The organism is Microbacterium phycohabitans (assembly GCF_032464935.1).
GTDB lineage: Bacteria > Actinomycetota > Actinomycetes > Actinomycetales > Microbacteriaceae > Microbacterium > Microbacterium phycohabitans.
In genome coordinates this window covers 43,593-68,564 of the sequence record NZ_JAWDIT010000004.1, presented here as the reverse complement: position 1 = coordinate 68,564, position 24,972 = coordinate 43,593, and the positions used below count along the sequence as shown (strand labels likewise).

The following is a 24,972-nucleotide window of genomic DNA, read 5'->3' as shown; positions in this document are numbered from 1 at the left end:
GTCGAAGCCACCGGCCCCACCGCCCCGGGCTACCGCCCCCCTGACACACCACGAGGTGGCTGAGCCCGTCGAAGCCACCGGCCCCACCGCCCGGTCATCCTCAGCCCGCGTCGCTGAACACGCCCACGTTCTCGCCGTCGTACACGAACTGCACGCTCGTGCCGACCGGGAAGCGTTCGATGAAGGCGTCCGGCATGCCGTCGGCGACGATGAACTGCACGGTGGCGGGGAAGATCCCGGCACCGCATCCGCCGTAGACGAAGTTCCCGCGGAAGCCGGTGGTGCCGTCCTGTCCGACCTCGTCGGTGTCGAGCAGGTAGATGCACGAACTGCGGTTCTCGCTCGCATCGATCTGGGCGGTGCCGACGAAGGCGCTGACACCGTAGAAGTCGGCGAATGCCCGCTCGTCGCCCGTGCGCTGCCCGAAGACGGAGGGGGTCTGGGCGCCCGGATCCTCGACGAGGGTGGCGACCTGCGGCGCTCCCGCCGATGCGGCGACCGGCACCAAGCCGACGCCCACCGAGGTCGCCGCACTCGCGAGCGCTGCGACGAGCGCGAGAGACAGGGCCCACGCCCAGACGGTGCGCTTCGATCGCAGGAGGGGCGGGCGCTCGCGCGGCGCGTCCTCTTCGGGCGGGGCCTCCCGCTCGCCCTCGATCGTCGGCAGGTTCTCGACGGACGGGGCGGACGGAGACGGGGTCGTCACGGCCGCGGGCTCGGACCGCTCGACGCGCTCGAGGTCCTCGAGGGCGAGCAGCCGGGCGTACGCAGCGGGATCGTCGGAGATGTCGGCGCCGGGACCGTACGCCCGCGCGCGCAGTCGCCGCAGCTCCTCCCGCACGCCATCGTCCACTCTCGAAATGCTTCCACACCCGGCGGCGTCCGGGGTCGCTGAGCGATATATGCGCGGGAATAGATCAGGATGCCGTGCGTTGCACCCTGCATGCGCTCCTTCGGCACACTCTCCTTCGGCCACTACGGCCCCCTCGGCGGCGGGCACCACCTCTCCGCGGGCGACTCCATGCTGCAGGCGATCGATCTCGCCCAGGGCATGGACGATCTCGGCGTGAACGGCATCTCGTTCCGGGTGCACCACTTCGCCCGCCAGCAGGCCGCCCCCATGCCGCTTCTCGCCGCGATCGCCGCGCGCACCTCGCGCATCGAGGTCGGCACCGGCGTGATCGACATGCGGTACGAGAATCCGCTCATGCTCGCCGAGGAGGCGGCATCCGTCGACCTGATCAGCGGCAACCGCCTCGCGCTCGGCGTGAGCCGCGGGTCACCCGAGACGGTCCAGCGCGGCTACGAGGCCTTCGGGTACACCGGGTCGCAAGACCCGCGCGGAGCCGACATCGCCCGCGAGCACTTCGACCTCTTCCTCCGCGCCATCGACGGCGAGGGCCTCGCCGAGCGCGACCCGATGAGCCCCTTCGGCGGCGGCACCGGCCTGCAGCGCATCGAGCCGCACTCCCCCGGCCTGCGCACGCGCATCTGGTGGGGCGCCGGCACCACCGCGACCGCGGAGTGGGCGGGCCGCATCGGCGTCAACCTCATGTCGTCGACGCTGCTCACCGAGGCCGACGGCACCCCCTTCGACATCCTGCAGGCGCAGCAGCTCGACGCCTTCCGCGCCGCGTGGCGCGAGGCCGGGCACGCCGGGGAGCCGCGCACCTCCGTCAGCCGCAGCATCTTCCCGATCGTCACCGCCGAAGACGAGATGTACTTCGGCGGCTCGGCGGGCAGCGACCAGATCGGCGTGATCGACGGCATGCGCTCGACCTTCGGCAAGACCTACGCCGCCCCGCCCGAGGTGCTGGTGGAGCAGTTGCAGAACGACGCGGCCGTGATGAGCGCCGACACCCTCCTGCTGACGATTCCCTCGCAGATGGGCGTCGACTTCAACCTGCGCCTCGTCGAGAATTTCGCGAAGCACGTCGCTCCCGCCCTCGGGTGGCAGTCGACGCTCGCGACGGTCTGACCAAGCACGCAACGGACCCGGATGCCGCCCCCTCGGCATCCGGGTCCGTTCGTCGTCTCGCGCGGAGACGTAGCCTGGCGGGATGACCGTCGTGCGCACCGCCGTCTTCCCTCGCTGCGGCGGGGGTCGCCTCGTGGGACGATCGCCCCGATCTGCTGTGCCTGGAGCGGCCGGCGCCGCTCAGCGCCAGGCCGTGACGCCCCGCGAGCGCGCGATCGTCTGCGACAGCAGGTACTCGCCCCAGGCCACCGCGTAGGCGCCGAGGGCGGCCCACACCCAGCCCGCGGGCAGCACACCGACGACGCCCAGTAGGCCCGCCACCGTGAGGGCGCTCACCACGACGAGCACCGGAATGACCGCGCGAGGGGCGGCGAGCGCGCTGTCGGACCGCCAGATCACGAGCACCGCCCCCGCGGTGGCCGCGAGCAGGATGAGCGGCGTCCACCACGATCCGAGCACGGCCATGGCGATCGAGGAGCCGATGCCGGCGATCCCGAGGGAAGCGGTACGGAGGGTGCGGATGCGCCGGGCGCGCTCGTCGGTGGACACGGTGACTCCTCGGGTGACGGTTGCTCCAGCGTAACCGGCGCGTCGTTGCCGACGCCGAGCCCGCGAGAACCCCCAGAGTCGTCGGAGATTCCCCACGCACCAGCACACCGCGCCCCTAGCCTGGGACGGCGGGGGCGAAGGCCCTCCACCGGTCGACGTCGACACCGCGCATCACACGGCATCGCATCGGGAGGGGGTCGCCATGGAGGTCTCGAGACGCGGTCTGCTCCTGGGCGGTCTGGGGGTCGTGGCCCTGGGGGCGGGCAGCGCCGCCGCGGCGAGCATGATCACCAGCGGCGCCCCGCAGCAACCCCCTGCCTCGCCCTCGAACAGCGCCTCCGGTGCATCCCCGTCGCCGAGCGCGAACACGCCCGCCGATCTCGACCTGCACGTGTGGGACACCGTCCGCCGCCCGCTGTCGAAGAACGATGACGCGACGCTGACCCTGCTCGACGGGGCCCTCCCCGCCGGTCTCTCCCTCGCGGGCTCCGCTCTCGCGGGGCGGTTGACGACGCCGGGACCCTACGCGTTCACGATCGAGGTGCGCCACGGCGACGATCGTCGGCGACGCCGATTCGCCGGTACGGTCGGCGACATCAAGCGCGACCTCAGCATCTCGCTGAGCCTCGACGACAAGACACCCCTGTCGGTGACGGCGCGCGAACTCGACCGCATCGCGCGTCTCGGCGCCCACGCGACCCTCGTCGTGCTCTGCTACATCCCGGATGCCACCTCGACGACGTTCAACCGGGTGTCCGACGACCGCATCCGCAAAGTCTTCGCCCTCGCGGAGGACCGCGGGGTGCGCATCACCCTGCTCAAGCCGCACATCGCCACCGAGGAGGACGGCGACGGGTTCTACCGTGCGAACTACGCCCCGGCATCCGTCGAGGGCTTCTTCACGCGGTGGACCGAGCAGATGGTGCACTTCGCGGGTCTGTGCGCCGACAACGGCGTCGAGTACCTCTCCCTCGCGTGCGAGCAACCGGGACAGACCGACGCGGCGCAGTACGCGAAGTGGGTCGACCTCGCGAAGACGGTGCGGGCGGCCGAGCCCGGAGTGAAGCTCACCGCCGCCTTCACCACGCTCGAGCTCTATCTGCTCCACACCTACTGGCTGCCCCAGGGCACCCCGCACATGGCGCAGCTGCTCGACGTGTTCGGCATCAACTCCTGGATCCGCCTGACCGACAAGGTCTACACCCCGTCCGCGCCGAACATCACCGTCGACGAGCTCGTCGACGGCTGGCGGGGAGCCGGCGGCCGAACCGACGACCACCTCGGCAAGCTCGAAGACGTGTGCGCGCAGCTGCGCATCCCCTTCCTCATCACCGAGGTCGGCGTGCAACCGCGTGTCGACGGTCTCGCCCAGCAGGAGGGCAGCACCCCGCCCACGGGCGCGCCGAACCACGACGTCCAGGCTCTTCTGTACCGCTCGGTCCTCGCTGCGCCGCTGCGATCGTCGTGGTGCACCGGGGCCTCCATCTGGCACATGCGTGCCCCCTTCGCCTTCGGCGACGTCTATCACGACACCCTCTTCGCCGGCGAGAAGGTGCTGAGGGATGCCATCGCGAAGACGCCCTCGCTCGCGGCTCCGGCGACCTGAGCCCGGCGTCCCCTTCCCGGCATCCGGAGCCCGTAGCGTGGACGGATGCCGCTGCATCTGACCCGTCTCGATGCCGCCGGGGCCGATCGTGACGCGCTCGTCGCCTTCCTCTCGGAGAATCACTTCCCGTTCCACGTGCACCCGCATCCCCGCGTCGCGGAGGTGCACGGATCGATCGACGCCGGATCGTGGAGCGGCGAGGAGACCGAGACGCTCTGGATCGATGACGACGATCGGGGACGCATCGGGGTCGTCCGACTCGACGACCTCGCCGATGCCACGGCCATGCTCGACCTGCGGATCGGTGACTCCTGGCGCGGTCAGAGGCTGGGCGCGGCAGCGCTGGCGCTCGCGACCGACCGCGTCTTCGCCGCCCATCCCGCCGTCATCCGATTCGAGGGCCAGACGCGCGAGGACAACACGGCGATGCGCCGCACGTTCGAGCGCAGCGGGTGGGTTCTCGAGGCGTACTACCGCGACGGGTGGCCGGTCGAGGACGGCGAGCCGATGGCATCCGTCGCCTACAGCGTGCTGCGGCGCGACTGGGAGTCGGGCACGACCACGCCTGTACCCCGCGGCCCCGCGGTCACGTTGTCGGGCGAGCTCCGCTGCGCCGACGCCGCGGAACGCGAGCGCGTGCGCGCGCACCTCCCGGCGCACGTCGCCCTCACCCGTGCCGAACCGGGCTGCCTCGTGTTCGAGGTCGACCCCACGGACGACCCGCTCGTCTGGCGGGTCGAGGAGCGCTTCGCCGACGAGGCCGCGTTCGACGCCCACCAGCGCCGTGTGTCGACGAGCACGTGGGGCAGCGCGACGGCGGGCATCGAGCGCCGCTACGAGATACGCGGTCGGGCGATGGATGCCGCGGCCCTCACCGCCGCGGCCTGGGACGCCGAGCAGCGTCTGCTCGACCCCGCCGTCCGGAGGGACGCGGCCGAGCTCGGACGTCTCCTCGCCGACGACTTCGTGGAGATCGGTCAGTCGGGGCGGCGATGGGAACGCGCCGAGATCATCGACGCCGTCGCCCGAGACCCGGGCAGCGCGGCGGGCGTCATCCGAGAACGTTCGTCGCGCATGATCGCGCCGGACACGGTGCTTCTCGATTACCTGCTCCGACTCGACGGCCGCGAGAGCCGCCGCTTGTCGGTGTGGCGGTGCGCGCCGGATCTCCGGATGCTGTTCCACCAGGGGACGCCGCTGGGTCGGTGACGACCCGCGACCCCGTGCGCCCGACCGATCGGCGTCCTCGCGGGGCCGTGCGCTGTGCCTCGTCGACGAACGCAGCGCTTTCCCGTCGCCCAGGCGGTCGATGCGTGATGCCCCTAGAGCCCGTCGGGGTGGGTCGAGAGCCACGGCGCGAGGGACTCGCGCACGGCCCCCCGGGAATCGCTGTCGATGACGAGCACGTCGACACCCCCGTCGTACGGCGCGAACACCCACGACATGTCAGGCGGAACCACGATGACGTGAGCCGCGTCGACGGCGGCGAGGCGGAGGAGGTCGTCGAGGTCGTCCGTGGCGACGCCCTCGGACGCCCAGAAGAACGTCGTGCCCGGCGTGCCGCCATCGTCGGCGAGGCTCGAGATCCGCCAGGGGCGGCGGCCCGGCAGGTGCCGCCGCGTCCATCCACCGACGCCGTCGAGAGGGCCCCAGTCCGCCCCGACGACGGTGAGCGCGGCGCGCTCGGGGTTCAGCACCTCGAGGACGGTCCGATAGCGGTGCAGGATCACCGCCATGTCCGCGTCGCCCTCGGGCAGACGCCGACCGTCGGGAAGGCTCCAGAACCGCACCCATCGATCAGGGTGGTCGCGCCGGAGGTCGGGCCCAGACGGATCGCTCGGTGCCCACGCGGCATCCCAGAGGCGCGAGCGTTCCGTCGCGCGAGGGTCGGACGGCGGGCCGTCGAAATCCCCTCCGTGGCGATCGTCCATCGGCCGCCGAGGATGTGGTCCGTTCACGAATGCCCTCCCTCCGCCCGACCATAACGGGTGGGGTCCCCGCTCTGATGCCCCGTCGAGATCCGCCGACCGCGAACCCCCTCGCCTTCCCGGGCGTCCGGCTGCTTGGCTGGCCCAATGCGACGCATCCTCATCCTCGGTGGAACCGCTTGGCTCGGCCGGGCGATCGCGACGGCCGCGCTGGCCGCAGGCGCCGACGTCACCTGCCTCGCCCGCGGCGAGTCGGGGGTCGTCGCGGCGGGGTCACGGCTGGTGCGCGCCGACCGGAACGACCCCGACGCCTACGCGAGCCTCGACGGCGACTGGGACGACGTCGTCGAGCTGTCGTGGGACCCGGGCTTCGTGGCATCCGCCCTCGACGCCCTCGCCGAGCGCGCGGCGCACTGGACCGTGGTGTCGAGCGTGTCGGTGTACGCCCACTCCGACGCCCCGTTCGCCGACGAGTCCGCGGACCTCGTCGAGCCGACCGATCTCGCGCGGTACGCGGATGCCAAGGTGCACGCCGAGCGGCTGACCACGGCGCGCCTGGCGGAGCGGGCTCTTCTGGTGCGCGCCGGGCTCATCGTGGGACCGGGGGACCCGACCGACCGCTTCGGCTACTGGCCGGCGCGCTTCGCGAGAGGAGGCCGCGTGCTCGTGCCCGAGACAGCGGATCGGCACGCGCAAGGCATCGACGTCGACGACCTCGCGCAGTGGATCGTGCGCGCGGGCGCCGCCGGGGCGCACGGCCCGGTGAACGCCGTCGGCGAGGAGTTCCCGCTCGCGGCGATCTTCGCCGCCGCCCGCGATGCGTCCGCAGCGGTTGCCGAGACCGTCACCCTCGACGACGAGGCCCTCCTCGCCCGCGGCGTGCAGCACTGGATGGGCCCGCGGTCGCTCCCGCTGTGGCTGCCCGCCGAAGCGCGGGGCTTCTCCCGTCGCAGCGACGCCGCCTTCCTGTCGTCCGGTGGCCGGCGCCGCCCGCTGGCCGAGACGATGCGACGTGTCCTCGACGACGAACGCGCGCGCGGGATCGACCGGCCGCGACGGGCGGGGCTCACCGCGGCGGAGGAGGCCGAGGTGCTGGCCGGCTGAGGGCGCGGGGTCAGCGGCCGTTGCGGTCCGCCGCGGAGCGGGGCGGCGCCTTCTGCACCTCGAGGCGGTCGAGACCGCGCAGCGAGGTCCAGATGAGCTCCTCGCCCTTGGCCGCGTGCTGCGAGGCGCGCACCGCCCGCTCGTCGGCCCAGGAGTTGAGCACGTGCCCGGAGTGCCCGCGCACGTGCTCGAGCACGACGTCGGGGAGCCCCGCGGCACGGCGCGCGTCACGGGCGGCGATGAGCGCCTCGAGGATCCCGCGGTTGGCCACCGGCTTCTTGGCGCTCGTGACCCACCCCCGGCGGCGGTGGCCGTCCATCCACGACGAATACGTGTCGATCGCGTACTTCGAGTCGGCCTGCACGACGAGCTCGCGCACGTCGGCGTGATCGGTGATCGCGTGCAGCAGACCGAGCAGTTCGCCGATGTTGTTCGTGCCCGACGGGATCGAACCCGCGGCCCAGTGGCCGTCTTCTCCGACCCAGGCCCAGCCCGCGGGACCGGGGTTGCCCTTGCAGGCGCCGTCGGTGGCGACGACGTAACGATCGGGGGGCGTGGATGCCGTACTGCTCATCCCCCTAGTCTCCCTCGCCCACCGGACGCGACTCGACGCCGGACCCCACGGGGCGAGCGCCCGGGTGAATCTTCGGCGCTCGCCCGCGGGAGCCACGGCGCTCGCCGACGAGGACGGGCGCGGCGGATGCGATTCTGGCGCGATCCGTCATCGCGTCGCCCGCGCCCCCCTCTCGAGAAAGCCCGCCATGTCGACCACGTCTCGCACCCGCCTTCACCCCGCCGCCATCGTGTCGCTCGTGATCGGCGGCCTCATCATCATCGGAGCGCTCGCATTCCTCTCCTGGTTCCTGATCTCGACGAGCTCGACGCCGAACCAGCAGGCCACCCAGAAGCTCGTGCAGTGGCAGGAGATCTTCGAGAAGTACCGCAGCGCCCACGACACCCTCCCCGAGATGCCCGCGGGCGGCTACTGCCTGGGCACAGGCTTCCCCATCGGGGCGGGCGGCACGGCGAACTGCCGGGATTACGACGCCGAGACCCACTACACCGAAGAAGCGAGCGCTCCGCTGCGTGACGCCCTGGCCTCCGTGAGCGAGCTCCCGCAGGGCGTCTCCGCCGCGGTCCGCGGCACCGTGGGCCCCTACGCGCTCTACGACGACGCCGGGGTCCGACTGCTCACCGCCGAGGACGGCACGTGCGAGGCCCCCGCCGTCGAGGTGTGGAACGACGGCGGGGGCCTCTTCATCTGTCAGATCCTGCTGACGCGCTGAGTTCGCGCGCGGGTCGTCAGTCGCGACCGCTCTCGGCCTTCTTCTGACCGGCCTCGAGCACGTCTCCGGCGGGCAGCTCCTGGTGACCGCCGAACTGCAGACGCATCGCCGAGAGCACCTGGTTGGCGAAGTGGTCCTCGCCCCGCGAGGCGAAGCGTTCGAACAGCGACGCGGCGAGGACCGGAACGGGCACGCCCGTGTCGACGGCGGCCTTCACCGTCCAGCGCCCCTCGCCCGAGTCCGACACGCGACCGGCGAGACCGTCGAGCGTGGGGTTCTGCGCGAGAGCCGCCGCGGTCAGGTCGAGCAGCCACGACGAGATGACCGATCCGCGACGCCACAGCTCCGTCACCCGCGCCGTGTCGATGTCGAACTGGTAGAACTCCGGCTCCTCGAGGGGGGCGACCTCGGCGGAGTGCTCGCCCTGGTGCAGACCCGCATCGGCGTTGTTGAGCACGTTGAGACCCTCGGCGAGCGCGGCCATGATGCCGTATTCGATGCCGTTGTGCACCATCTTCACGAAGTGTCCCGCCCCGGACGGACCGCAGTGCAGGTACCCGCGCTCCTCGGTCGTGTAGTCGCCGGTGCGTCCGGGCGTGCGCTCGACCTCGCCCGGCCCGGGGGCGATGGTGCGCAGCACCGGTTCGAGGTGCGCCACGGCCTCGTCGTGGCCGCCGACCATGAGGCAGTAGCCGCGCTCGAGACCGAACACGCCGCCGCTGGTCCCCACGTCGACGTAATGGATGCCGCTGTCGTCGAGCTTCTTCGCGCGACGCACGTCGTCGCGGTAGTTGGAGTTGCCGCCGTCGATGATGATGTCGCCCGGCTCGAGCACCTCGGCGACCTGGTCGACCACCGATCCGGTGAGCCCCGCGGGGATCATGAGCCAGACGGCGCGCGGCTTCTGCAGCTTCGACGCCAGGTCGGCGATGCTCGTCGCACCGGTCGCCCCCTCCTCGACGAGGGAGGCGACGGCATCCTGATTCACGTCGAAGACGACGCAATCGTGACCGTCCCTCATGAGCCGGCGCACGATGTTGGCGCCCATCCGTCCGAGTCCGACCATGGCGAGTTGCATCCGTACCCCGTTCGTCGTGGATCGGGCCGCGGCGCGCGACCCCTCCGCGAGTCTAGGAGCGTCGCGGGGTCGGCGGACCGTCAGCCCTGGAAGTCCTCGGGGTCGACGTCGTCGAGGAACCGCCGGAACTCCTCCACCCGTTCCTCCTCGGGCGACGGGTCGAGCGCGACCGCGTCGTCGGGCACGCCCGCCTCGGCGAACACGGTGTCGGCGACCCAGATCGGCGCGTCGACGCGGGCTCCCAGCGCGATCGCGTCGGAGGGCCGAGCATCGAACGTGCGCTGTCCGCGCGGGGTGTCCAGCACGAGTCGGGCGTAGAACGTCCCCTCGGCGAGATGGGTGATCTCGACGCGGTCGACGGTCGCCGACAACTCCCCCAGCATCGCGGTCATCAGGTCGTGCGCGAGCGGGCGGGGCGAGGCGGTGCCCTCGATCGCGACGAGGATCGACATCGCCTCCTGCGGCCCGATCCACACCGGGAGCACGCGCTCCCCGTCGGCCTCGGCGTCGATGGGCGAGAGCAGGATGACGTGCTGCTGCGCCGGGTCGAGGGCCACGCCGACCACTCGCACCCGGATCATGACGCCCATCGTACGTCGTCCCCTCCGGCGCCGGAGGGGACCTCGAGGCGCTCAGCGCAGGATGCCGAGGGCCCGCGCCGACGAGACGGCGGCGGTGCGCGAGGTGACGCCGAGTTTGGAGAAGACGTGCGCGAGGTGCGACTTCACCGTCGCGTCGGTGATGTGCAGGCGGGCGGCGACGTCGGCGTTCGACGCGCCGCGGGCGACGAGGCGCAGCACCTCGATCTCGCGCGCCGACAGCGTCACGCGGGGTTCGCGCAGCCGTGCGAGCAGTCGGCTCGCGATCGCCGGCGCGAGAGCGCTCTGCCCGGCCGCGGCGGCACGGACGCCGGCCAGGAGCTCGTGGGGCGGCGCGTCCTTCAGCAGATACCCGCTGGCACCCGCCTCGATCGCGCCGAGGATGTCGCCGTCGGTGTCGTAGTTGGTGAGCACGAGCACGTAGGGCGGGGCGGCGAGCGCGCGGACGCGCCTGGTCGCCTCGGCGCCGGCTGCCCGGTCGCCGAACTGCAGGTCCATCAGCACGAGCTCGGGCGCGAGCCGCTCCGACAGGGCGACCGCCTCATCGGGGGTCGCGGCCTCCCCCACCACCTCGATGTCGGTCTCCGCGTCGAGCAGCGCCCGCACGCCGGCGCGGACGACGGGGTGGTCGTCGGCGATGACGACACGGATCACGACGCACCCCCCGGAAGAGTGACCGTGATGGCGGCGCCCCGACCCGGTGCGCTGTCGACCTCGAGGGCGCCGTCGAGCTGCTCGACCCGCTCCCGCATGGCGCGCAGCCCGAACGAGTCCGTCTCGGCGGCGACCGCCTCCGCTCGGTCGGGGTCGAACCCGCCGCCGTCGTCGGCGATCCGCAGGCGCACCGCACCGTCGAGGCGGGTCAGACGGATGCCGACCCGCGCGGCGCCGGCGTGCTGGGCGACGTTGGCGAGCGCCCCCTGGGCGATGCGCAGCAGCGCCGTCTGCGCATCCATCGGGAGGGATGCGTCCTCGTCCACCTCGACGTCGATCGCGACCGCCTCGCGGGCACCCCATTCTCGCGCGAGTCGCTCGAGCGCCGGACCGAGGCCGCTGTCGAGACGGGGCGGCGCCAGTTCGCGGATAAAGCGCCGGGTCTCGGCGAGTCCGTCGGCCGCGGTCTCGCGGGCCAGACGCACGTGCGGCAGGCCCGGGCTTTCGGCATCCGCCCGCTCCGCCGCGTGCAGGAGCATCTGGATGCTCGACAGCCCCTGCGCGACGGTGTCGTGGATCTCGCGCGCGAGCCGCGACCGCTCGGCGAGGATGCCCTGCTCGCGTTCGGCGGCCGCGAGACGGTCGCGGGTGGCGAGCAGCTCGGCCATGAGCGCTTCACGCTCGGCCGCGCGCCGGTCGAGCGCCGCGTAGCCGAGACCGATGAGCAGGGCGACCCCGGCACCGACGATCGGCCCCACGACGCCGCCCACCGTGAGGCCGCCGTGCACGGCGAACGCGGCGATCGTCAGCGCGGTCGTCGCGACAACGGCGAGGGGACCGGCGATCCCGGGGAGCACGTGGAGGTAGAGGAAGAACAACGGGAAGACGAGGTAGGCCGCCTCGGGCACCAGCCACACCAGCGCCGCCCACACCACGGTCAGCACCGCGACCCAGACCACCGCGGCCGCGCGGCGGCGCACACGGGCGATCGCGAGCCCGGCGAGGTACACCGCACCGAGCACTCCCGCGAGCACGAGCGCCACCACCGAGCCGCCGGTCACGAGCACGCGCACCACGACCAGCGCGAGCAGGGCCCCGAACAAGACGTGGAGCCCGACGCGCAGGCCCGCGAAGACGGGAGCGAGGGTGCGGTGCGGCATGACGATCTCCAGGCTACGGATGCCGGGCCCTGGGCGGATCATCCGAAAGGTGGAGAGCAAGAACGCCCCTTGCGCCGATGACCGCCGCGGGCCGGATGGCGACGCTGGAGGGGTGCCGGTGAGATCCGCCGGCGGAAGGAGGCGACGTGTACGTCGCATGGCGCGATCTGCGGTTCGCCCGCGGGCGATTCGCCCTCATCGGGGCGGTCGTCGCCCTCATCACCCTGCTCGTGGGGTTCCTCGCGGGCCTGACCGGCGGCCTGGCCGCCCAGAACGTCTCGGCCGTGCTGGCCCTGCCCGGAGATCGGCTCGTGCTGCAGCCCGAGGGCGACGCCGCGGCGACGTTCACCGACTCGGCGGTCGACGACGCCGCCGTCGCCGCGTGGCGCGACGCGACGGGTGTCACCGGCGTCGTGTCGATCGGCATCCTGCAGTCCCGCGCCGAAGGCCCCACCGCGTCGGGAGCCGTGGCGCTGTTCGGCCTCGACTCCCCCGCCTTCGCGCTGAACGCCCCCTCCGACGCCGACGCCGCACTCTCCGCCGGTGCCGCGAAAGCCCTGGGTGCCACCGTGGGAGACGACGTGGCGATCGCCGGCGAGAGGTTCCGTGTCGCGTCCGTCGGCGACGACCTCTCCTACAGCCACACCCCCGTCGTGGCCCTCAGCCCCACGGCGTGGAAGACGCTCGACCAGCGCCTGGGCGGATCGGGTGAGGCGACCGTTCTCGCCGTCTCCGGCGACCCCGCGTGGAACGAGGTGGCCGCCGAGACCGGGACCACGGCATCCTCCTCCCTGGCGAGCCTGTCGGCGCTACCGACGTTCCGCTCCGAGATCGGGTCGCTCGGGCTCATGATCGCGATGCTCTTCGGCGTCTCGGCGCTCGTCGTAGGCGCGTTCTTCACCGTGTGGACGATGCAGCGGGCGGGAGACGTCGCCGTGCTCAAGGCCCTCGGCGCCAGCACCCCGGCCCTCGTGCGCGACGCCCTCGGCCAAGCGCTCGTCGTGCTGCTCGTCGGCGTCGGCGTCGGGATCGGCCTCACCGCCCTCCTCGGCGCGCTCGCCGGCGGAGCGCTGCCGTTCGTCCTGAGCCCCCTCACCACCCTCGCCCCGGCGGTCGTCATGATCGCGCTGGGCGTGCTGGGAGCGGCCGTGTCGCTCCGCACCGTCACGAAATCCGACCCTCTCACCGCCCTGGGGAGCACCCGATGATCCTTCTCGACGACGTCACCCTCACCTATCCCGACGGCGACTCCCGCGTCACGGCGGTCGACCACGCCACGCTCGAGGGCCGCCCCGGGCTCGTCACGGGGATCACCGGTCCGTCGGGTTCGGGCAAGTCGAGCCTGCTGGCCCTGGCCGCCACCCTCGTCCGCCCCAATTCCGGTCGCGTCGTCGTCGACGGAGTGGACGCCACCCGCCTCACCGCCGCGGGTCGCACCGCGCTCCGCCGCGAGCGGATCGGCATCGTGTTCCAGCAGCCGCAGTTGCTGCCCGCCCTCACCGCGCGCGAGCAGCTGCGCGTGATGGCAGAGCTCGGCGGGCGAGGCCGTCGGGTGCGTCGCGCCGCCGTGCGCGGCCGCGTCGACGAGCTGCTGGATGCCGTCGGGCTCGGCGGTCAGGCCGTTCGCCGCCCCGCGCACCTGTCGGGAGGGCAGCGTCAGCGCGTCGCCATCGCCCGCGCCCTCGTGCACGAGCCGCGCGTGCTGCTGGTGGACGAGCCGACGAGCGCGCTGGACAGCGCTCGCGGCGCGGAGATCATGACGCTCATCTCACGTCTGACGCACGACCTCGGCACCGCGACGCTGCTCGTCACGCACGACCTCGTGCACGCCGGCGCTCTCGACGAGACCGTCGAGGTGGTCGACGGGCGGGCGGCCCTGGTCGGTGCACGGGCACGGGGGTGAGTCACCACCCGAAGGCGTTGAACCATTCGCGGCGCCGATCGGATTCCTGACGCGATTCGTCTCCGCGCCAGGAGTCATGCGGCTCGAGCGTGCCGTCGTCGGTCAGGCCCACGAAGGCCCAGCAGACCGGGCAGACGGCCCGTCCGTCGGGGAAACCGTCGTCGAGGGTCGCCGCGGGCTCGGCCGGCGATCCTGCGCCGGGGCACTCGGGCGGGTCGGCCTGCAGATCGCTCCAGAGCAGACGCCCACCGGTGCGGTGGTGCAGGCCCCGGTGCCCGTCCTCACGGGTGCAGATCTCGCCGTTTCTTCGGCTGAGGCACAGCCTCCGGGCGGCGCCCGGAAGCGCCGCCAGTGTTCGCGTCATCCTTCGATTCTCCCCGCTGCGAGCGCAGCGGGGGCAGGTGCGGGATGCGCACGGGGCGATGGGGTCCGGTGGGGAAAGGTTCGGTGGTCATCGCCGACCACCACCGGTCTGACGAGAAAGCATGTCGACCTCCTGATACTCGACCTTCCGTCACGGGCGACCTCCTGCCGAGGGGGTTGACACCTCCGACCGGGATGCTAGGCATACCCCACGGGGGTATCATCGAGCCATGCACGGTTACGAGGGCCACAAGGACGATCTCCTCAAGCGCCTGCGGCGTGCCGAGGGACAGGTGCGCGGCATCGCGCGCATGGTCGACGACGACCAGTACTGCATCGACATCCTCACGCAGGTGTCGGCGGTCACGAAGGCGCTCGAGAACGTCGCCCTCTCGCTCCTCGACGACCACCTCTCGCACTGCGTCGCCGAGGCGGCCGCGCAGGGCGGTCCCGTCGCCGAAGAGAAGTTGAAAGAAGCAAATCAGGCCATCGCGCGCCTGGTCCGTTCCTGAGGAGGACACCATGTCGGAACAGCGCATCGAGCTCGGCCTCGCGGCAACCACCCCCGCCGGCGGAGGGTGCGGCGACGGATGCGGGTGCGCCCACGGCACCGCGGCATCCGCTCCCGCGTCGGTCGCGGCCACCGACGAGCTCCGCGTCGAGGGCATGACGTGCGAGCACTGCGTCCGCGCCGTCACCGAAGAACTCTCGTCGCTCGAGGGCGTCGACGTCGTCGACGTCGCCCTGCAGGCGGGCGGCACGTCGGTGGTGCGCATCGCGCGCTCCGCAGGCGTCAGCGATCACGACCTCGCCGCGGCGATCGACGAAGCGGGCTACTCGCTGGCGCGCTGACCCGGCCGGCGCGCGCCGGCGCTCGCGCCGCGCGGGGTTCCCGCCCTCGCCTCAGAACGCCCGGCGCACGAGGGCGTCGACGGCGGAGTGGAACGTGAGGTGCTGCGACACCTCGACCGCCCGGTCGTAGCGCGCACCGCCGAGGGCGACGAACACCGCCCCGACGACCTCGACGTAGCCGACGATGTAGCCGTCGCGGGCGACCTCGTACAGATCGAGGTCGATCCTCGTCCAGGGGATCTCCGTGAGAGCCGGCGGGATGACGGCCGGATCGGCGGGGGCTGCGGCGCGCGCCGCCGCTTTCATCGAACCCCGGCGGCTGAGCGGTGCTTCCATGACCATGTGAGAACTCCTTGGGTCGTCCGGGGTGTTCTCAGCGTGCACGCTTTCCCGATGATCACACCCGCCCTTGACGGATGACCCCGTCGAAGCTACGCGCGCCTTACACCGTAGACCGGGCGGGCCGTCCGCGCCTCGGGCGCTCGTCCGACAGCCCGAAGGGCTCGACCGTGGCGGCGAGGCGTTCGACCTCGTCGAGCCAGCGCAGGTCGGCCTCGAGCCGTGCCCGCCGGGCCGCTCGCACGATCGCGGCGGGCACGGCATCCCCCCCGACGCCTCCGGCCTCGGTCGCCTGCAGTGCCGCACGGACCGCCACCCGTTGCGCCGAGACGACGGCGGCGACGTCGGCACCCGGGAGGGTCACGGCGAGCGCGATCTTGAGGGCGACGTCGTCGCGGCCCTCCGCCAGCGACGCACTCGCAAGCCAGGCGCGCGCCTCGGCGCGGCCCGCGGCAGTGGGCCGCCACAGCACCCGCGCCTCGTCGTCGACCCCAGCCCCCTCGACGAGTCCGTCGCGTTCCAGACGCTCGAGTGTCGTGTAGACCTGACCGACGTTCACGGTGGCGCCGGTGCGGCGCTCGTACTCGGCGCGCAGCTGGGAGCCGTAGCAGGCGCCGCGATCGAGGATCGCGAGCAGGCTCTGACGCACCGACATCGGGCCTCCGGACCGGTTCGCAGGAAAAGACTTTCTCGGTAAGTCTCAGCGTAGACCGACGAGGTGGTTCGACGCCGAATCATCGCCGGGCGGCGTGGGAGAGCCCGGCGTAGCATGTGGTCTGACCACACATTCCGGTTCGATCGGAGGCTCCTGATGGAGTGGCTCGACCCCCTGGCTCTCGCCCGCTGGCAGTTCGGGTTGACGACGCTGTACCACTTCCTGTTCGTGCCGCTGACGCTCGGGATGTCGCTCATCGTGGCGATCTTCCAGACCGTCTGGTACCGCACGGGTGACGTGCGATGGCTGCACCTGACGCGCTTCTTCGGGAAGATCTTCCTCATCAACTTCGCCATGGGCGTCGTGACCGGCATCGTGCAGGAATTCCAGTTCGGCATGAACTGGTCGGCCTACTCGCGGTTCGTCGGCGACGTGTTCGGTGCGCCCCTCGCCTTCGAGGGCCTGCTCGCGTTCTTCCTCGAGGCGACCTTCATCGGCCTGTGGATCTTCGGGTGGGACAAGCTCCCGCGCCTCGCGCACCTCGCGAGCATCTGGATGGCGTCGATCGGCGCAACCCTGTCGGCGTACTTCATCATCGCCGCGAACGCGTTCATGCAGAATCCGGTGGGCTACCAGATGTCGGCCGAGGGCCACCGCGCCGAACTCGTCGACTTCTGGGCCCTGCTGACCAACCCCGTCGCCCTCGCCGCCTTCCCCCACACGATCTTCGCGGGCTGGATGTTCGCCGCGATGGTGGTGGTCGCCGTCTCGGCCTGGCACATGGCCCGGGGCCGCAACACCGACATGATGCGCAAGACGCTCCGCTTCGGCCTGTGGGGCACGCTCGTGTCGTTCGTGCTCGTCGCGATCGTCGGCGACCAGCTGAGCCTGGTGATGGTGGCGACCCAGCCGATGAAGATGGCGGCCGCCGAGGCGACCTTCAACACCGTGTGCGGCCAGGACGCCTCGTTCTCGATCTTCACCCTCGGCACCCCCGACGGAACCAGCGAGCTGTTCTCGATCCGCGTGCCGTTCCTGCTCAGCATCCTGTCGACGCACTCGCTCGACGGCTGCGTCGAGGGCATCAACGACCTCAACACCCTCTACAGCCAGGAGATGTTCCCGCAGTTCGCCGACCAGGTCGACGGCAACTTCGCCCCCGTCCTCTGGGTCACCTACTGGGCGTTCCGCTGGATGATCGCCCTCGGCGGCATCGCCGCTCTCGTCAGCGTCGTGGGCCTGTGGGTCACGCGCAAGAACGCCAAGCGCCCCGTCGCCGGCTGGATGTGGCGCGTCGCCATCTGGACCGCTCCCCTGCCGATGCTCGCGAGCCTCGTCGGGTGGGTCTTCACCGAGATGGGTCGGCAGCCGTGGATCGTGTTCGGCCTCATGCTCACCCAGGACGGCGTCTCCCCCAGCGTCCCGGGCTGGAGCGTGCTGGTCTCGCTCGTCGCCTTCACGCTCGTCTACCTCAGCCTCGCGATCGTCGAGTTCGGTCTCATCGTGAAGTTCGCGCAGAAGGGTCCCGAGCCGCTGCCGGACCCGGATGCCGAGCGCGACGACTCCATCGAGAACACCCCCACCACGGTCTACTAGGAGCCCTGTCATCATGGATCTCGCGCAGCTTTGGTTCTGGATCGTCGCGTTCCTCTTCGTCGGCTACTTCGTGCTCGACGGGTTCGACTTCGGTGTGGGGATGTCGATCCCCTTCCTCGGCAAGGACGACATCGCCCGCCGGCAGATCATCAACACGATCGGTCCCGTGTGGGACCTGAACGAGACGTGGGTCATCGTCGCCGGTGCCGCCCTGTTCGCGTCGTTCCCCGAGTGGTACGCGACGCTCTTCAGCGGGTTCTACCTGCCCCTGCTGGCGATCCTGCTGGCGCTCATCGCCCGCGGCGTCTCGTTCGAGTACCGCCACCAGCGCGACTCGCTGCGGTGGAAGCGCTCGTTCGACCGGATGATCGTCGCCGGATCCGCCCTCCCCGCCTTCCTCTGGGGCGTCGCGTTCGCCAACATCGTGCAGGGCGTTCCCCTGGATGCCGACCACGAGTACGCCGGCACGGTGCTCACGCTGCTGAACCCCTACGGCATCCTGGGCGGGCTCACGACCCTGCTGCTGTTCTTCACGCACGGCGTGTACTTCGTCGCGCTGAAGACCGACGGGCAGGTGCGCGCCGACGCCCGGCGCCTCGCGGGTCGAGCCGGTCTCATCACGATCGCCCTCGCGGCCGTGTTCCTCGGATGGACGATCGCCCAGGCCGCGCAGGCCCCGTTGTTCCTCGGCGTCGTGGCGCTGTCGGGCATCGCCGCACTGGCCCTCATCGGCTCGTGGGTCGCGAACTCCCGCGACCGGGAGGGCACCGCCTTCACCCTCGGCGCCGTCACGATCGTGACGGCGGTGGCGGCGCTGTTCTTCGCGCTCTTCCCCAACGTCATGCCCTCGACCCTGGCCGGGGGCGCGAGCCTCACGATCGACAACGCCTCGAGCACCGACTACACCCTGACCATCATGAGCTGGGCCGCGCTGATCTTCCTGCCGCTGATCCTCGCCTACCAGGGATGGACCTACTGGGTGTTCCGCAAGCGCGTCACCCGCGCCCGCATCGAGAAGGCCGCGCTCGTCGCGCACTGATCCCATGAAACCCGTCGACCCGCGGCTGCTCCGCTACGCCACCGCCTCCCGCGGCTTCTTCGCGGTGAGCGCGGCGATCGTCCTCGCCCAGACGGGCGCGATCGTCGGCTTCGCGTGGGCGCTCACGAGCGCGCTGGTGGGCGCGATCCAGGGGCAGCCGGTCGGCGAGCTGTGGGACCACCTCGGGGCCGCGGCATCCTTCGCCCTGCTCAGGGGGCTGCTGATCGCCGCCTCCGAGCGCACCTCGGCTCGCGGGGCGGCGGCGGCCTCGGCGCAGCTGCGCGAGGCCCTGGTCGCCGCGGTGGGCCGTCTCGGTCCGCGCTGGCTCGGCGAGCGCAACGCCGCCGCCCTCTCGGTGACCGCCGGCCACGGCCTCGAGGCGCTCGACGCGTACTTCGGCCGCTACCTCCCGCAGCTGGTCGCCACCGCGATCACGACGCCGATCCTCATCGGCGCGATGACCCTCGCCGACCCGCTCTCGGGTCTGACGGTGGTGCTGACGATCCCGCTCATCCCGCTCTTCATGGTGCTGATCGGCCTGGCCACGCGAGGCGTGCAGCAGAAGCAGTACCGCACGCTGGGCCGGCTCGCGGCGCGCTTCGCCGACACCGTCGACGGGCTCGGAACGCTCAAGGCGTTCGGCCGACAGCACCGCGCGGCCGACTCCATCGAGACGGTCACCCGCGACTACAAGCGCGAGACGATGACCGTGCTGCGCGTGTCGTTCCTCTCGGGCTTCGCGCTGGAGTTCCTGGCATCCATCTCGGTCGCCATCATCGCCGTGACGATCGGCTTCCGGCTGCTCGCGGGGGATCTCTCGCTGCTCGTCGGGCTCTTCGTGCTGCTCCTCGCCCCCGAGGCGTATCTGCCGCTGCGGCAGGTGGGCGTGCAGTTCCACGCCGCGAGCGAGGGGGTGGCCGCGACGGAGGAGATCTTCGACGCGCTGGACACGGCTCGCACGAGCCCCGAACCGGATGCCGCGACCCCCACCCGCGGATCGATGCTGACGCTCGACCGGGTTCGCGTTCGGCTCGAGGGGCACGCGCTGCCGGAGGTGTCGCTCTCGGTCGGTCCGGGGGAGATCGTGCTGGTGACCGGCCCGAGCGGCGTCGGCAAGTCGTCGCTGCTGGCGGCGGTGCTGGGGTTCGCGGAGTACGACGGAGCGGTGCGCATCGACGGCGCCCCGGTTTCGCACGCGCGCGGCTCGATCGCCTGGGCGGGCCAGCGGGCCGGGCTGGTGACCGGATCGGTGACCGACAACGTCGCTCTCGGCTCCGCGCCCGATCCCCGGCGCATCGCCGCGGCGCTGGCCGACGCGGGGGCGGCGGACCTCGACCCCGCCACGATGCTCGGCGCTGCCGGGGCGGGGCTCTCGGGCGGTGAGTCCCAGCGCGTCGCCGTCGCGCGGGCGCTGTATCGCGCGCGGACCGGGGGCGTGCCCGTGCTCGTGCTCGACGAGCCCTCGAGCGCCCTGGATGCCGCGACCGAGGCTCACCTGTGGGCGACCCTCCGCCGCGAGGCCGACGCGGGCCGCGGGGTGCTGCTGGTGTCGCACCGCCCCTCCGCCCGCGCGATCGCCGACCGCGTCGTCGAGCTTCACGCAGCGCGTGAGTCGCCAGGAATTGTCACCTCGGCGAGGGTCGAGGCGACGATTTTTGGCGACTCACGCGTGGGTGGACGGGCGTGAACGCGCGCGTGCGTGGCATCCTGCGCTCCGCGATGCCCTCGCGCCGTCGGTTCGCGCCGGCGCTGCTCGCCGGATTCGGCACCGCCGCGAGCGCCGTCGCGCTGCTCGCCGCGAGCGCGTGGCTCATCGCCCGCGCGGCAGAGCAGCCGCTGGTGATGTACCTCTCGGTCGCGGTCGTCGGGGTGCGCGCGTTCGCGCTGTCGCGCGGGGTGTTCCGCTACCTCGAACGCCTCAGCGGCCACGACGCCGCGCTGCACCAGCTCGCCGGGGTGCGCGCCGATCTCGTGCGCGACCTCGTGCCCCTCGCCCCCGACGGGCTCGGGCGTGCCCAGCGCGGCGGATTGCTGTCGAGCGTCATCGACGACGTCGAGGAACTGCAGAACCTGCCGCTGCGCGTCGTGCTTCCGCTGGTCACCGCCGTCACCACCGCGCTGGCCGCGGTCGTGTTCACGGCCTTCGTGTCGTGGCCCGCCGCCCTCACGATGCTCGGGTGCCTGGCCGCGGCCTTCGCCGTCGCCGTCGCGGTCGGCTGGGCGGCGGGTTCCCGCGCCGAACGCGCGATCGCCCCGCTGCGCGCCGTCGTCGCCGACGCGGTGCACGACCTCGTCACGAACCTCGACGTGCTCACCGCCTACGGCGCCGTGGATGCCGCCCGCGACCGCGTGCGCGCAGCCGATGCGGCGCTGCGCCGCGCGGTGGTCCGCCGGGGTGGCGCGCAGGGGCTCACCTCGGGTGCGGTGTCGGTCCTCGCGGGCGTCGCGTCTCTCGCCGCCCTCGTCGCCGCCGCCCCGGCCGTGACCGGCAACGCCCTGTCGGGGCCGGGACTGGCCGTGGTCGTGCTGCTGCCGATGGCGGTGTTCGAGGTGTTCGGCCCGGTGCCCCTCGCGCTCGCGTCGTGGCGACAGGTGCGCGCCGCCGCGGAGCGCATCGACGCTGCGGTCCCCGAGCGGATCCCCGAGGGCCTCCCCCGCGACGAGCCGGCCGCGACCGGTGAGGCCCCGGCGCTCGGCGCGGGTCTCGAGTTGCTCGGCGTCGGGGCGCACTGGCCGTCGTGGTCCGACGCCGACGGCGACGCGGGCCGCCTCGACGACGTCGACCTCCGCGTCGGCCCCGGCGAGCGCGTGCTCGTGACCGGTCCGAGCGGTGCGGGAAAGACGACCCTGGCGCACGTGCTCGTGCGGTTCCTCGACTTCTCCGGGTCGTTCCGCATCGGGGGCGTCGACGCGCGCGAGATCTCGGGCGATGACCTTCGCCGCACGATCGGGCTGATCGAGCAGTCGCCGTACCTGTTCGACGAATCGGTGCGGCAGAACCTGCTGTTCGCCCGCGACACGGCCACCGACGCCGACCTCTGGGCCGTGCTGTCCCGTGTCGGCCTCGCCGAGTGGACCCGCGAGCGCGGCGGTCTCGACGCGCGCGTCGGCGATCGCGGCGGGCTCGTTTCGGGAGGTCAGGCTCAGCGCCTCGCCCTCGCCAGGGCTCTGCTGCGCGGCTTCCCCGTGCTCGTGCTCGACGAGCCGACCGCGGGCGTGGACCCCGCGGCATCCGATGCCCTTCTCACCGACCTCCTCGGGGCGGTCGGGCGGGAGCAGGCCGTGGTGCTCGTCTCCCACGTCGAGGTGCCGCCCGGGCTCGTCGACCGCGAGGTGCACCTCGAGGGCGGTCGCATCGTCCCGGCATGACCCCGCCCCGCGGCGTCGAAGGCCCGTCGAGTGTCCAGAACACGCCGGCGCGCCCCGCGACGCGACGGCATGTCGTGGACACTCGACGCCGGTGTTGATTACCTCAGGATGCCGGGACGAAGCGCACGCGATCGGGCGGGACGCTCAGCCGTACGGTGTCCCCGGCGCTCAATGCCGCGGCCTCGCCCGGCGGCACCTCGGCGACGCCCCGATCGGTGATCACGCGCACGCCCGTCGGGGTCGGCTCGAGGTGCGACACCGTCGCCGGGATCCCCTCCCCGAGGCGCGCGTCCACCGCGCGGAAGACCGCGGCCAGCGCGCGCCCGTCCGTGGCCGCGAGCGCCAGGGAGTCGGCATCCGTCGAGGTGAGCCGCAGCCCGCCGCCCTCGAACCCCCCGTTCGCGGCCACCCCCACGACCCGTTCCAGCCCCGCGATCTTGGCCGCGACCGCGGTCGCCGGCGCCGCGAGCACCGCGCGCACCGTGCCGTCCTGCGTCACGCTGCCCCTCTCGACGATCACCAGTCGATCGGCGAGGGCCGCGGCATCCACCGCGTCGTGGGTGACCGCGATAGTCGTGAGCCCCGCGAGGCACTCCCGCAGCATCGAGCGGATCTCCGACGCCGTCACGGCGTCGAGCGCGACGAGCGGCTCGTCGAGCAGGATCACCCGGGGTCCCGCGGCGAGGGCCCGGGCGACCGCGACCCGCTGCTGCTCTCCGCCCGACAGCTGCGCGGGCCGGCGGTCTCCCGCGCTCGGGAGCCCGACACGGTCGAGCCACTCGTCGGCGCGGGATCGGGCGACGGATGCCGAGATCCCCGCTGACCGCGGCCCGAAGGCGACGTTCTCGCGCGCGGTGAGGTGCGGGAAGAGCCGGGCGTCCTGCCCGAGGAGCACGATCCCGCGGTGCATCGGGGCGGTGCGCAGGCGCGGCGGGCGATCGAGCACGCGCCCGTCGACCGCGATCTCGCCCCCGTCCAGCGCGGTGAGGCCGGCGAGGGCGGTGAGCAGCGTGGACTTTCCCGCACCGCTACGACCCATGACCGCGACGGTCTCTCCGGGTGCCACGTCGAGGGCGATGTCGACGTCGAAGTCGCGACGGCGCACGAGCACGCGGGCCCGCAGAGCGGCGGCGACCGGGGCCGGCTCCCCGGCATCCGTCGCCGCGGTGCTCTCGGCGCGGGGCGCGGCGGCGACCCCCTCGCCGTCCCGCGGGCGACGGCCGGGCATCCCGGCATCCGGGGCCGTCATCGCCCCACCCCCGGCCGCCACCCGCGCACCAGCAGCAGGACCGCGATCGCCGTCACGAGCAGCAGCAGCGACAGCGCCACCGCGGTCCCCTGCGACACGCCCGCGCCGTTGAACGCCGTGTAGATCGCGAGCGGCATCGTCTGCGTCACGCCAGGGCGGTTGCCCGCGAACAGCGCGGTCGCCCCGAATTCGCCGATCGCCCGCGCGAAGCACAGCACGACCCCCGCGACGATGCCGGGGGCCGCGAGCGGAAGCGTGATGCGCCGCAGGATCGTCGCGCGCGACGCGCCGAGCGAGGCGGCCGTGCGCTCGAACTCCACGCCGGTGGTGCGCAGGGCGCCCTCGACCGCGAGAACGAGGAACGGCAGCGCCACGAACACCTGCGCCAGCACGACCGCGGCCGTGGTGAAGGGCAACCCGAGCGCACCCAGCGGCCCCGTGCGCCCGAACAGGTAGAGCAGGGCCACACCGCCCACCATCGGCGGGAGCACGAGCGGCACCGTCACGACAGCGCGCAGCACCGCCGCCAGACGCGCGGAGCTGCGGGCGATGACGAGGGCGAGGGGGATGCCGATGACCGCGCACACCGCGGTCGCCGCGGCGCCCGTGCCGAGCGACAGTCCGAGCGCCGACAGCGCCGCGGGCGAGGTGACGTCGCTCCACAGCGACGCCCACTGCACGCGCGCGACGAGAGCCGTCAGGGGCACGAGCAGGAACGCGAGACCGACCACCGCCGGCACCGCGAGCCAGCGCGGGAGGAAACCCCGGCCGGTCACGGCGCCCGGAAGCCGGCGTCGGCGAGGATCTTCCGCCCCTCGTCCGACAGCACGAAGGCCACGAAAGCCGCCGCGGCGTCGGGGTTCGGAGCGTCGGCGAGCGCCGCGATCGGATACCGGTTCACCACGGCATCCGCCCCCGCGGGCACGATGGCCTCGACGTCGTCGCGTCCGACCACGTCGGTCGCGTAGACGAGGCCCGCGTCGGCCTCCCCCGCCGCGACCTTGGTCAGCACGGCGGTGACGTTCTGCTCGGCGCTCGCGGGGGTCACCGCGACGCCGGCGTTCGACAGCAGCGTCTGCGACGCCGCCCCGCACGGCACCTCCGGCGCACACAGCACCGTCGTCACCCGCGCGAGGTCGGCGAGAGTCGCGACCGCCCCGGGGTTGCCCGACGGGACGGCGATGACGAGGGTGTTCGCGGCGAACACCTGCGGGTCGGGGGCCTGGGCTGCGACCTTCGTCATGTTCTTCACGTCGGCCGAGGCGAAGACGTCGGCGGGCGCCCCCTCGCCGATCTGGGTGGCCAGCGTGCTGGACCCGTCGTACACCGGACTCACCGTGACCCCGGGGGTGGCGTCCTCGAACGCCCGCGCGATCTCGTCGAACGAGCGCTGCAGCGACGCGGCGGCGTAGACCTCGACGGTCCCGGACGGACCGTCGGCGGATGCCGCGGGTGCGGGCGGAGTGCTCGCGCACCCGGCCAGGAGCGCGGCGGCGACGGCGACGGCGAGGAGACGGAGGGAGCGGGACATGGCATCCTTTCGGCGACGCCGGCGGGCCGCATGTCTCCAGTATTCCGCATCTGCGGATGCCGAGGGCGCCGGAGGCCGCACCTGCGGGCTCCGGAAGGGGTGGATCGGCGGGTCCTGGCAGCATGACGATCCAC

Annotated in this window: 27 protein-coding genes; 13 read left to right on the top strand and 14 right to left on the bottom strand. The window is 72.7% G+C overall.

What is annotated here, in order from left to right; all coding sequences use genetic code 11:
* Nucleotides 1-100: 100 nt before the first annotated feature.
* Nucleotides 101-853, bottom strand: coding sequence for a hypothetical protein (locus RWH44_RS11665; protein WP_316004699.1), 753 nt, complete (start codon nt 851-853; stop codon nt 101-103).
* A gap of 90 nt (nt 854-943) precedes the next feature.
* Between RWH44_RS11665 and RWH44_RS11660 the strand changes: the two genes are divergently transcribed.
* Complete coding sequence (locus RWH44_RS11660) at nt 944-1,978, top strand: LLM class flavin-dependent oxidoreductase (RefSeq protein ID WP_316004698.1); 1,035 nt, start codon at nt 944-946, stop codon at nt 1,976-1,978.
* Between the two features lie 180 nt (nt 1,979-2,158).
* Here RWH44_RS11660 and RWH44_RS11655 read toward each other — a convergent pair whose 3' ends face one another.
* Nucleotides 2,159-2,527: a hypothetical protein gene (locus RWH44_RS11655; protein WP_298873686.1), complete on the bottom strand. Its 369-nt coding sequence runs from the start codon at nt 2,525-2,527 to the stop codon at nt 2,159-2,161.
* Between the two features lie 202 nt (nt 2,528-2,729).
* On the opposite strand from RWH44_RS11655, the gene RWH44_RS11650 reads away from it, so the two are divergent.
* Both RWH44_RS11650 and RWH44_RS11645 read left to right on the top strand, forming a co-directional pair.
* Entirely contained in the window at nt 2,730-4,133 is a 1,404-nt protein-coding gene (locus RWH44_RS11650; RefSeq protein ID WP_316004697.1) for a glycoside hydrolase family 113 protein, read from the top strand.
* A gap of 45 nt (nt 4,134-4,178) precedes the next feature.
* Nucleotides 4,179-5,342, top strand: coding sequence for a GNAT family N-acetyltransferase (locus RWH44_RS11645; RefSeq protein WP_316004696.1), 1,164 nt, complete (start codon nt 4,179-4,181; stop codon nt 5,340-5,342).
* Between the two features lie 113 nt (nt 5,343-5,455).
* Here RWH44_RS11645 and RWH44_RS11640 read toward each other — a convergent pair whose 3' ends face one another.
* Nucleotides 5,456-6,064, bottom strand: a complete 609-nt coding sequence (locus tag RWH44_RS11640) for a DUF3885 domain-containing protein (protein ID WP_316004695.1) — start codon at nt 6,062-6,064, stop codon at nt 5,456-5,458.
* 144 nt (nt 6,065-6,208) lie between these two features.
* Here RWH44_RS11640 and RWH44_RS11635 point away from each other — a divergent pair, with 144 nt between their 5' ends.
* On the top strand, nt 6,209-7,165 hold the full coding sequence (locus RWH44_RS11635) for an NAD-dependent epimerase/dehydratase family protein (RefSeq protein ID WP_316004694.1): 957 nt from the start codon (nt 6,209-6,211) through the stop codon (nt 7,163-7,165).
* Between the two features lie 10 nt (nt 7,166-7,175).
* On the opposite strand, the gene RWH44_RS11630 is transcribed toward RWH44_RS11635, so the two are convergent.
* Nucleotides 7,176-7,739 (bottom strand): ribonuclease H family protein, encoded by a 564-nt coding sequence (locus RWH44_RS11630; RefSeq protein ID WP_298873693.1) that lies wholly within the window; start codon nt 7,737-7,739, stop codon nt 7,176-7,178.
* Between the two features lie 187 nt (nt 7,740-7,926).
* Between RWH44_RS11630 and RWH44_RS11625 the strand changes: the two genes are divergently transcribed.
* The gene (locus tag RWH44_RS11625) at nt 7,927-8,451 is read left to right on the top strand and encodes a hypothetical protein (protein WP_316004693.1); all 525 of its coding nucleotides are present in this window, start codon (nt 7,927-7,929) and stop codon (nt 8,449-8,451) included.
* Between the two features lie 16 nt (nt 8,452-8,467).
* Here RWH44_RS11625 and gnd read toward each other — a convergent pair whose 3' ends face one another.
* The 4 genes from gnd to RWH44_RS11605 all read right to left on the bottom strand — a co-directional run bounded on the left by gnd (nt 8,468) and on the right by RWH44_RS11605 (nt 11,942).
* The gene (gene gnd, locus RWH44_RS11620; protein ID WP_298873697.1) at nt 8,468-9,529 is read right to left on the bottom strand and encodes a phosphogluconate dehydrogenase (NAD(+)-dependent, decarboxylating); all 1,062 of its coding nucleotides are present in this window, start codon (nt 9,527-9,529) and stop codon (nt 8,468-8,470) included.
* A gap of 80 nt (nt 9,530-9,609) precedes the next feature.
* On the bottom strand, nt 9,610-10,110 hold the full coding sequence (locus RWH44_RS11615; protein ID WP_316004692.1) for a bifunctional nuclease family protein: 501 nt from the start codon (nt 10,108-10,110) through the stop codon (nt 9,610-9,612).
* Nucleotides 10,111-10,161: 51 nt separating this feature from the next.
* Nucleotides 10,162-10,782: a response regulator gene (locus tag RWH44_RS11610; protein WP_316004691.1), complete on the bottom strand. Its 621-nt coding sequence runs from the start codon at nt 10,780-10,782 to the stop codon at nt 10,162-10,164.
* A complete protein-coding gene (locus RWH44_RS11605) occupies nt 10,779-11,942 on the bottom strand; it encodes a sensor histidine kinase (protein ID WP_316004690.1) in 1,164 nt (387 codons plus the stop codon). The genes RWH44_RS11610 and RWH44_RS11605 overlap by 4 nt, the downstream gene beginning before the upstream one ends.
* A gap of 146 nt (nt 11,943-12,088) precedes the next feature.
* Between RWH44_RS11605 and RWH44_RS11600 the strand changes: the two genes are divergently transcribed.
* Entirely contained in the window at nt 12,089-13,150 is a 1,062-nt protein-coding gene (locus tag RWH44_RS11600) for an FtsX-like permease family protein (RefSeq protein WP_316004689.1), read from the top strand.
* Complete coding sequence (locus RWH44_RS11595) at nt 13,147-13,845, top strand: ABC transporter ATP-binding protein (protein ID WP_316004688.1); 699 nt, start codon at nt 13,147-13,149, stop codon at nt 13,843-13,845. Before RWH44_RS11600 ends, RWH44_RS11595 begins: the two co-directional genes overlap by 4 nt.
* A 1-nt stretch (nt 13,846) precedes the next feature.
* Here the strand turns inward: RWH44_RS11595 and RWH44_RS11590 are convergent, their stop codons facing one another.
* Entirely contained in the window at nt 13,847-14,209 is a 363-nt protein-coding gene (locus RWH44_RS11590; RefSeq protein WP_316004687.1) for a hypothetical protein, read from the bottom strand.
* A 229-nt stretch (nt 14,210-14,438) separates the two neighbouring features.
* Here RWH44_RS11590 and RWH44_RS11585 point away from each other — a divergent pair, with 229 nt between their 5' ends.
* Together RWH44_RS11585 and RWH44_RS11580 are read left to right on the top strand one after the other, a co-directional pair.
* On the top strand, nt 14,439-14,720 hold the full coding sequence (locus RWH44_RS11585) for a metal-sensitive transcriptional regulator (RefSeq protein ID WP_056230224.1): 282 nt from the start codon (nt 14,439-14,441) through the stop codon (nt 14,718-14,720).
* A 10-nt stretch (nt 14,721-14,730) separates the two neighbouring features.
* Nucleotides 14,731-15,060 carry a heavy-metal-associated domain-containing protein gene (locus tag RWH44_RS11580; protein ID WP_316004686.1) on the top strand — a complete coding sequence of 110 codons (330 nt, stop codon included), beginning with the start codon at nt 14,731-14,733 and terminating at the stop codon, nt 15,058-15,060.
* A 51-nt stretch (nt 15,061-15,111) separates the two neighbouring features.
* Here RWH44_RS11580 and RWH44_RS11575 read toward each other — a convergent pair whose 3' ends face one another.
* Nucleotides 15,112-15,402: a hypothetical protein gene (locus RWH44_RS11575; protein ID WP_316004685.1), complete on the bottom strand. Its 291-nt coding sequence runs from the start codon at nt 15,400-15,402 to the stop codon at nt 15,112-15,114.
* A gap of 100 nt (nt 15,403-15,502) precedes the next feature.
* Nucleotides 15,503-16,054 carry a PadR family transcriptional regulator gene (locus RWH44_RS11570; protein WP_316004684.1) on the bottom strand — a complete coding sequence of 184 codons (552 nt, stop codon included), beginning with the start codon at nt 16,052-16,054 and terminating at the stop codon, nt 15,503-15,505.
* Between the two features lie 156 nt (nt 16,055-16,210).
* Here RWH44_RS11570 and RWH44_RS11565 point away from each other — a divergent pair, with 156 nt between their 5' ends.
* The 4 genes from RWH44_RS11565 to cydC are packed head-to-tail and all read left to right on the top strand — an operon-like array spanning nt 16,211 to nt 22,058.
* A complete protein-coding gene (locus RWH44_RS11565) occupies nt 16,211-17,650 on the top strand; it encodes a cytochrome ubiquinol oxidase subunit I (RefSeq protein ID WP_316004683.1) in 1,440 nt (479 codons plus the stop codon).
* 13 nt (nt 17,651-17,663) lie between these two features.
* Nucleotides 17,664-18,689 carry a cytochrome d ubiquinol oxidase subunit II gene (cydB, locus tag RWH44_RS11560; RefSeq protein ID WP_316004682.1) on the top strand — a complete coding sequence of 342 codons (1,026 nt, stop codon included), beginning with the start codon at nt 17,664-17,666 and terminating at the stop codon, nt 18,687-18,689.
* 4 nt (nt 18,690-18,693) lie between these two features.
* Entirely contained in the window at nt 18,694-20,376 is a 1,683-nt protein-coding gene (cydD, locus tag RWH44_RS11555) for a thiol reductant ABC exporter subunit CydD (RefSeq protein ID WP_316004681.1), read from the top strand.
* Nucleotides 20,373-22,058: a thiol reductant ABC exporter subunit CydC gene (gene cydC, locus RWH44_RS11550; protein WP_316004680.1), complete on the top strand. Its 1,686-nt coding sequence runs from the start codon at nt 20,373-20,375 to the stop codon at nt 22,056-22,058. Before cydD ends, cydC begins: the two co-directional genes overlap by 4 nt.
* 103 nt (nt 22,059-22,161) lie before the next feature.
* Here cydC and RWH44_RS11545 read toward each other — a convergent pair whose 3' ends face one another.
* The 3 genes from RWH44_RS11545 to modA are packed head-to-tail and all read right to left on the bottom strand — an operon-like array spanning nt 22,162 to nt 24,838.
* The gene (locus tag RWH44_RS11545) at nt 22,162-23,307 is read right to left on the bottom strand and encodes an ATP-binding cassette domain-containing protein (RefSeq protein WP_316004679.1); all 1,146 of its coding nucleotides are present in this window, start codon (nt 23,305-23,307) and stop codon (nt 22,162-22,164) included.
* Nucleotides 23,304-24,083 (bottom strand): molybdate ABC transporter permease subunit, encoded by a 780-nt coding sequence (modB, locus tag RWH44_RS11540; protein ID WP_316004678.1) that lies wholly within the window; start codon nt 24,081-24,083, stop codon nt 23,304-23,306. Before modB ends, RWH44_RS11545 begins: the two co-directional genes overlap by 4 nt.
* Nucleotides 24,080-24,838: a molybdate ABC transporter substrate-binding protein gene (modA, locus tag RWH44_RS11535; RefSeq protein WP_316004677.1), complete on the bottom strand. Its 759-nt coding sequence runs from the start codon at nt 24,836-24,838 to the stop codon at nt 24,080-24,082. Before modA ends, modB begins: the two co-directional genes overlap by 4 nt.
* Between the last annotated feature and the right edge of the window lie 134 nt (nt 24,839-24,972).

What these genes read in the sequence shown, in the direction of transcription:
- RWH44_RS11660 (WP_316004698.1), top strand. Translation starts at nt 944, where the DNA reads ATGCGCTCCTTCGGCACACTCTCCTTCGGCCACTACGGCCCCCTCGGC.
- RWH44_RS11650 (WP_316004697.1), top strand. Translation starts at nt 2,730, where the DNA reads ATGGAGGTCTCGAGACGCGGTCTGCTCCTGGGCGGTCTGGGGGTCGTG.
- RWH44_RS11645 (WP_316004696.1), top strand. Translation starts at nt 4,179, where the DNA reads ATGCCGCTGCATCTGACCCGTCTCGATGCCGCCGGGGCCGATCGTGAC.
- RWH44_RS11640 (WP_316004695.1), bottom strand. Translation starts at nt 6,064, where the DNA reads ATGGACGATCGCCACGGAGGGGATTTCGACGGCCCGCCGTCCGACCCT.
- RWH44_RS11635 (WP_316004694.1), top strand. Translation starts at nt 6,209, where the DNA reads ATGCGACGCATCCTCATCCTCGGTGGAACCGCTTGGCTCGGCCGGGCG.
- RWH44_RS11630 (WP_298873693.1), bottom strand. Translation starts at nt 7,739, where the DNA reads ATGAGCAGTACGGCATCCACGCCCCCCGATCGTTACGTCGTCGCCACC.
- RWH44_RS11625 (WP_316004693.1), top strand. Translation starts at nt 7,927, where the DNA reads ATGTCGACCACGTCTCGCACCCGCCTTCACCCCGCCGCCATCGTGTCG.
- gnd (WP_298873697.1), bottom strand. Translation starts at nt 9,529, where the DNA reads ATGCAACTCGCCATGGTCGGACTCGGACGGATGGGCGCCAACATCGTG.
- RWH44_RS11615 (WP_316004692.1), bottom strand. Translation starts at nt 10,110, where the DNA reads ATGATCCGGGTGCGAGTGGTCGGCGTGGCCCTCGACCCGGCGCAGCAG.
- RWH44_RS11605 (WP_316004690.1), bottom strand. Translation starts at nt 11,942, where the DNA reads ATGCCGCACCGCACCCTCGCTCCCGTCTTCGCGGGCCTGCGCGTCGGG.
- RWH44_RS11595 (WP_316004688.1), top strand. Translation starts at nt 13,147, where the DNA reads ATGATCCTTCTCGACGACGTCACCCTCACCTATCCCGACGGCGACTCC.
- RWH44_RS11590 (WP_316004687.1), bottom strand. Translation starts at nt 14,209, where the DNA reads ATGACGCGAACACTGGCGGCGCTTCCGGGCGCCGCCCGGAGGCTGTGC.
- RWH44_RS11585 (WP_056230224.1), top strand. Translation starts at nt 14,439, where the DNA reads ATGCACGGTTACGAGGGCCACAAGGACGATCTCCTCAAGCGCCTGCGG.
- RWH44_RS11580 (WP_316004686.1), top strand. Translation starts at nt 14,731, where the DNA reads ATGTCGGAACAGCGCATCGAGCTCGGCCTCGCGGCAACCACCCCCGCC.
- RWH44_RS11575 (WP_316004685.1), bottom strand. Translation starts at nt 15,402, where the DNA reads ATGGTCATGGAAGCACCGCTCAGCCGCCGGGGTTCGATGAAAGCGGCG.
- RWH44_RS11570 (WP_316004684.1), bottom strand. Translation starts at nt 16,054, where the DNA reads ATGTCGGTGCGTCAGAGCCTGCTCGCGATCCTCGATCGCGGCGCCTGC.
- RWH44_RS11565 (WP_316004683.1), top strand. Translation starts at nt 16,211, where the DNA reads ATGGAGTGGCTCGACCCCCTGGCTCTCGCCCGCTGGCAGTTCGGGTTG.
- cydB (WP_316004682.1), top strand. Translation starts at nt 17,664, where the DNA reads ATGGATCTCGCGCAGCTTTGGTTCTGGATCGTCGCGTTCCTCTTCGTC.
- cydD (WP_316004681.1), top strand. Translation starts at nt 18,694, where the DNA reads ATGAAACCCGTCGACCCGCGGCTGCTCCGCTACGCCACCGCCTCCCGC.
- RWH44_RS11545 (WP_316004679.1), bottom strand. Translation starts at nt 23,307, where the DNA reads ATGACGGCCCCGGATGCCGGGATGCCCGGCCGTCGCCCGCGGGACGGC.
- modA (WP_316004677.1), bottom strand. Translation starts at nt 24,838, where the DNA reads ATGTCCCGCTCCCTCCGTCTCCTCGCCGTCGCCGTCGCCGCCGCGCTC.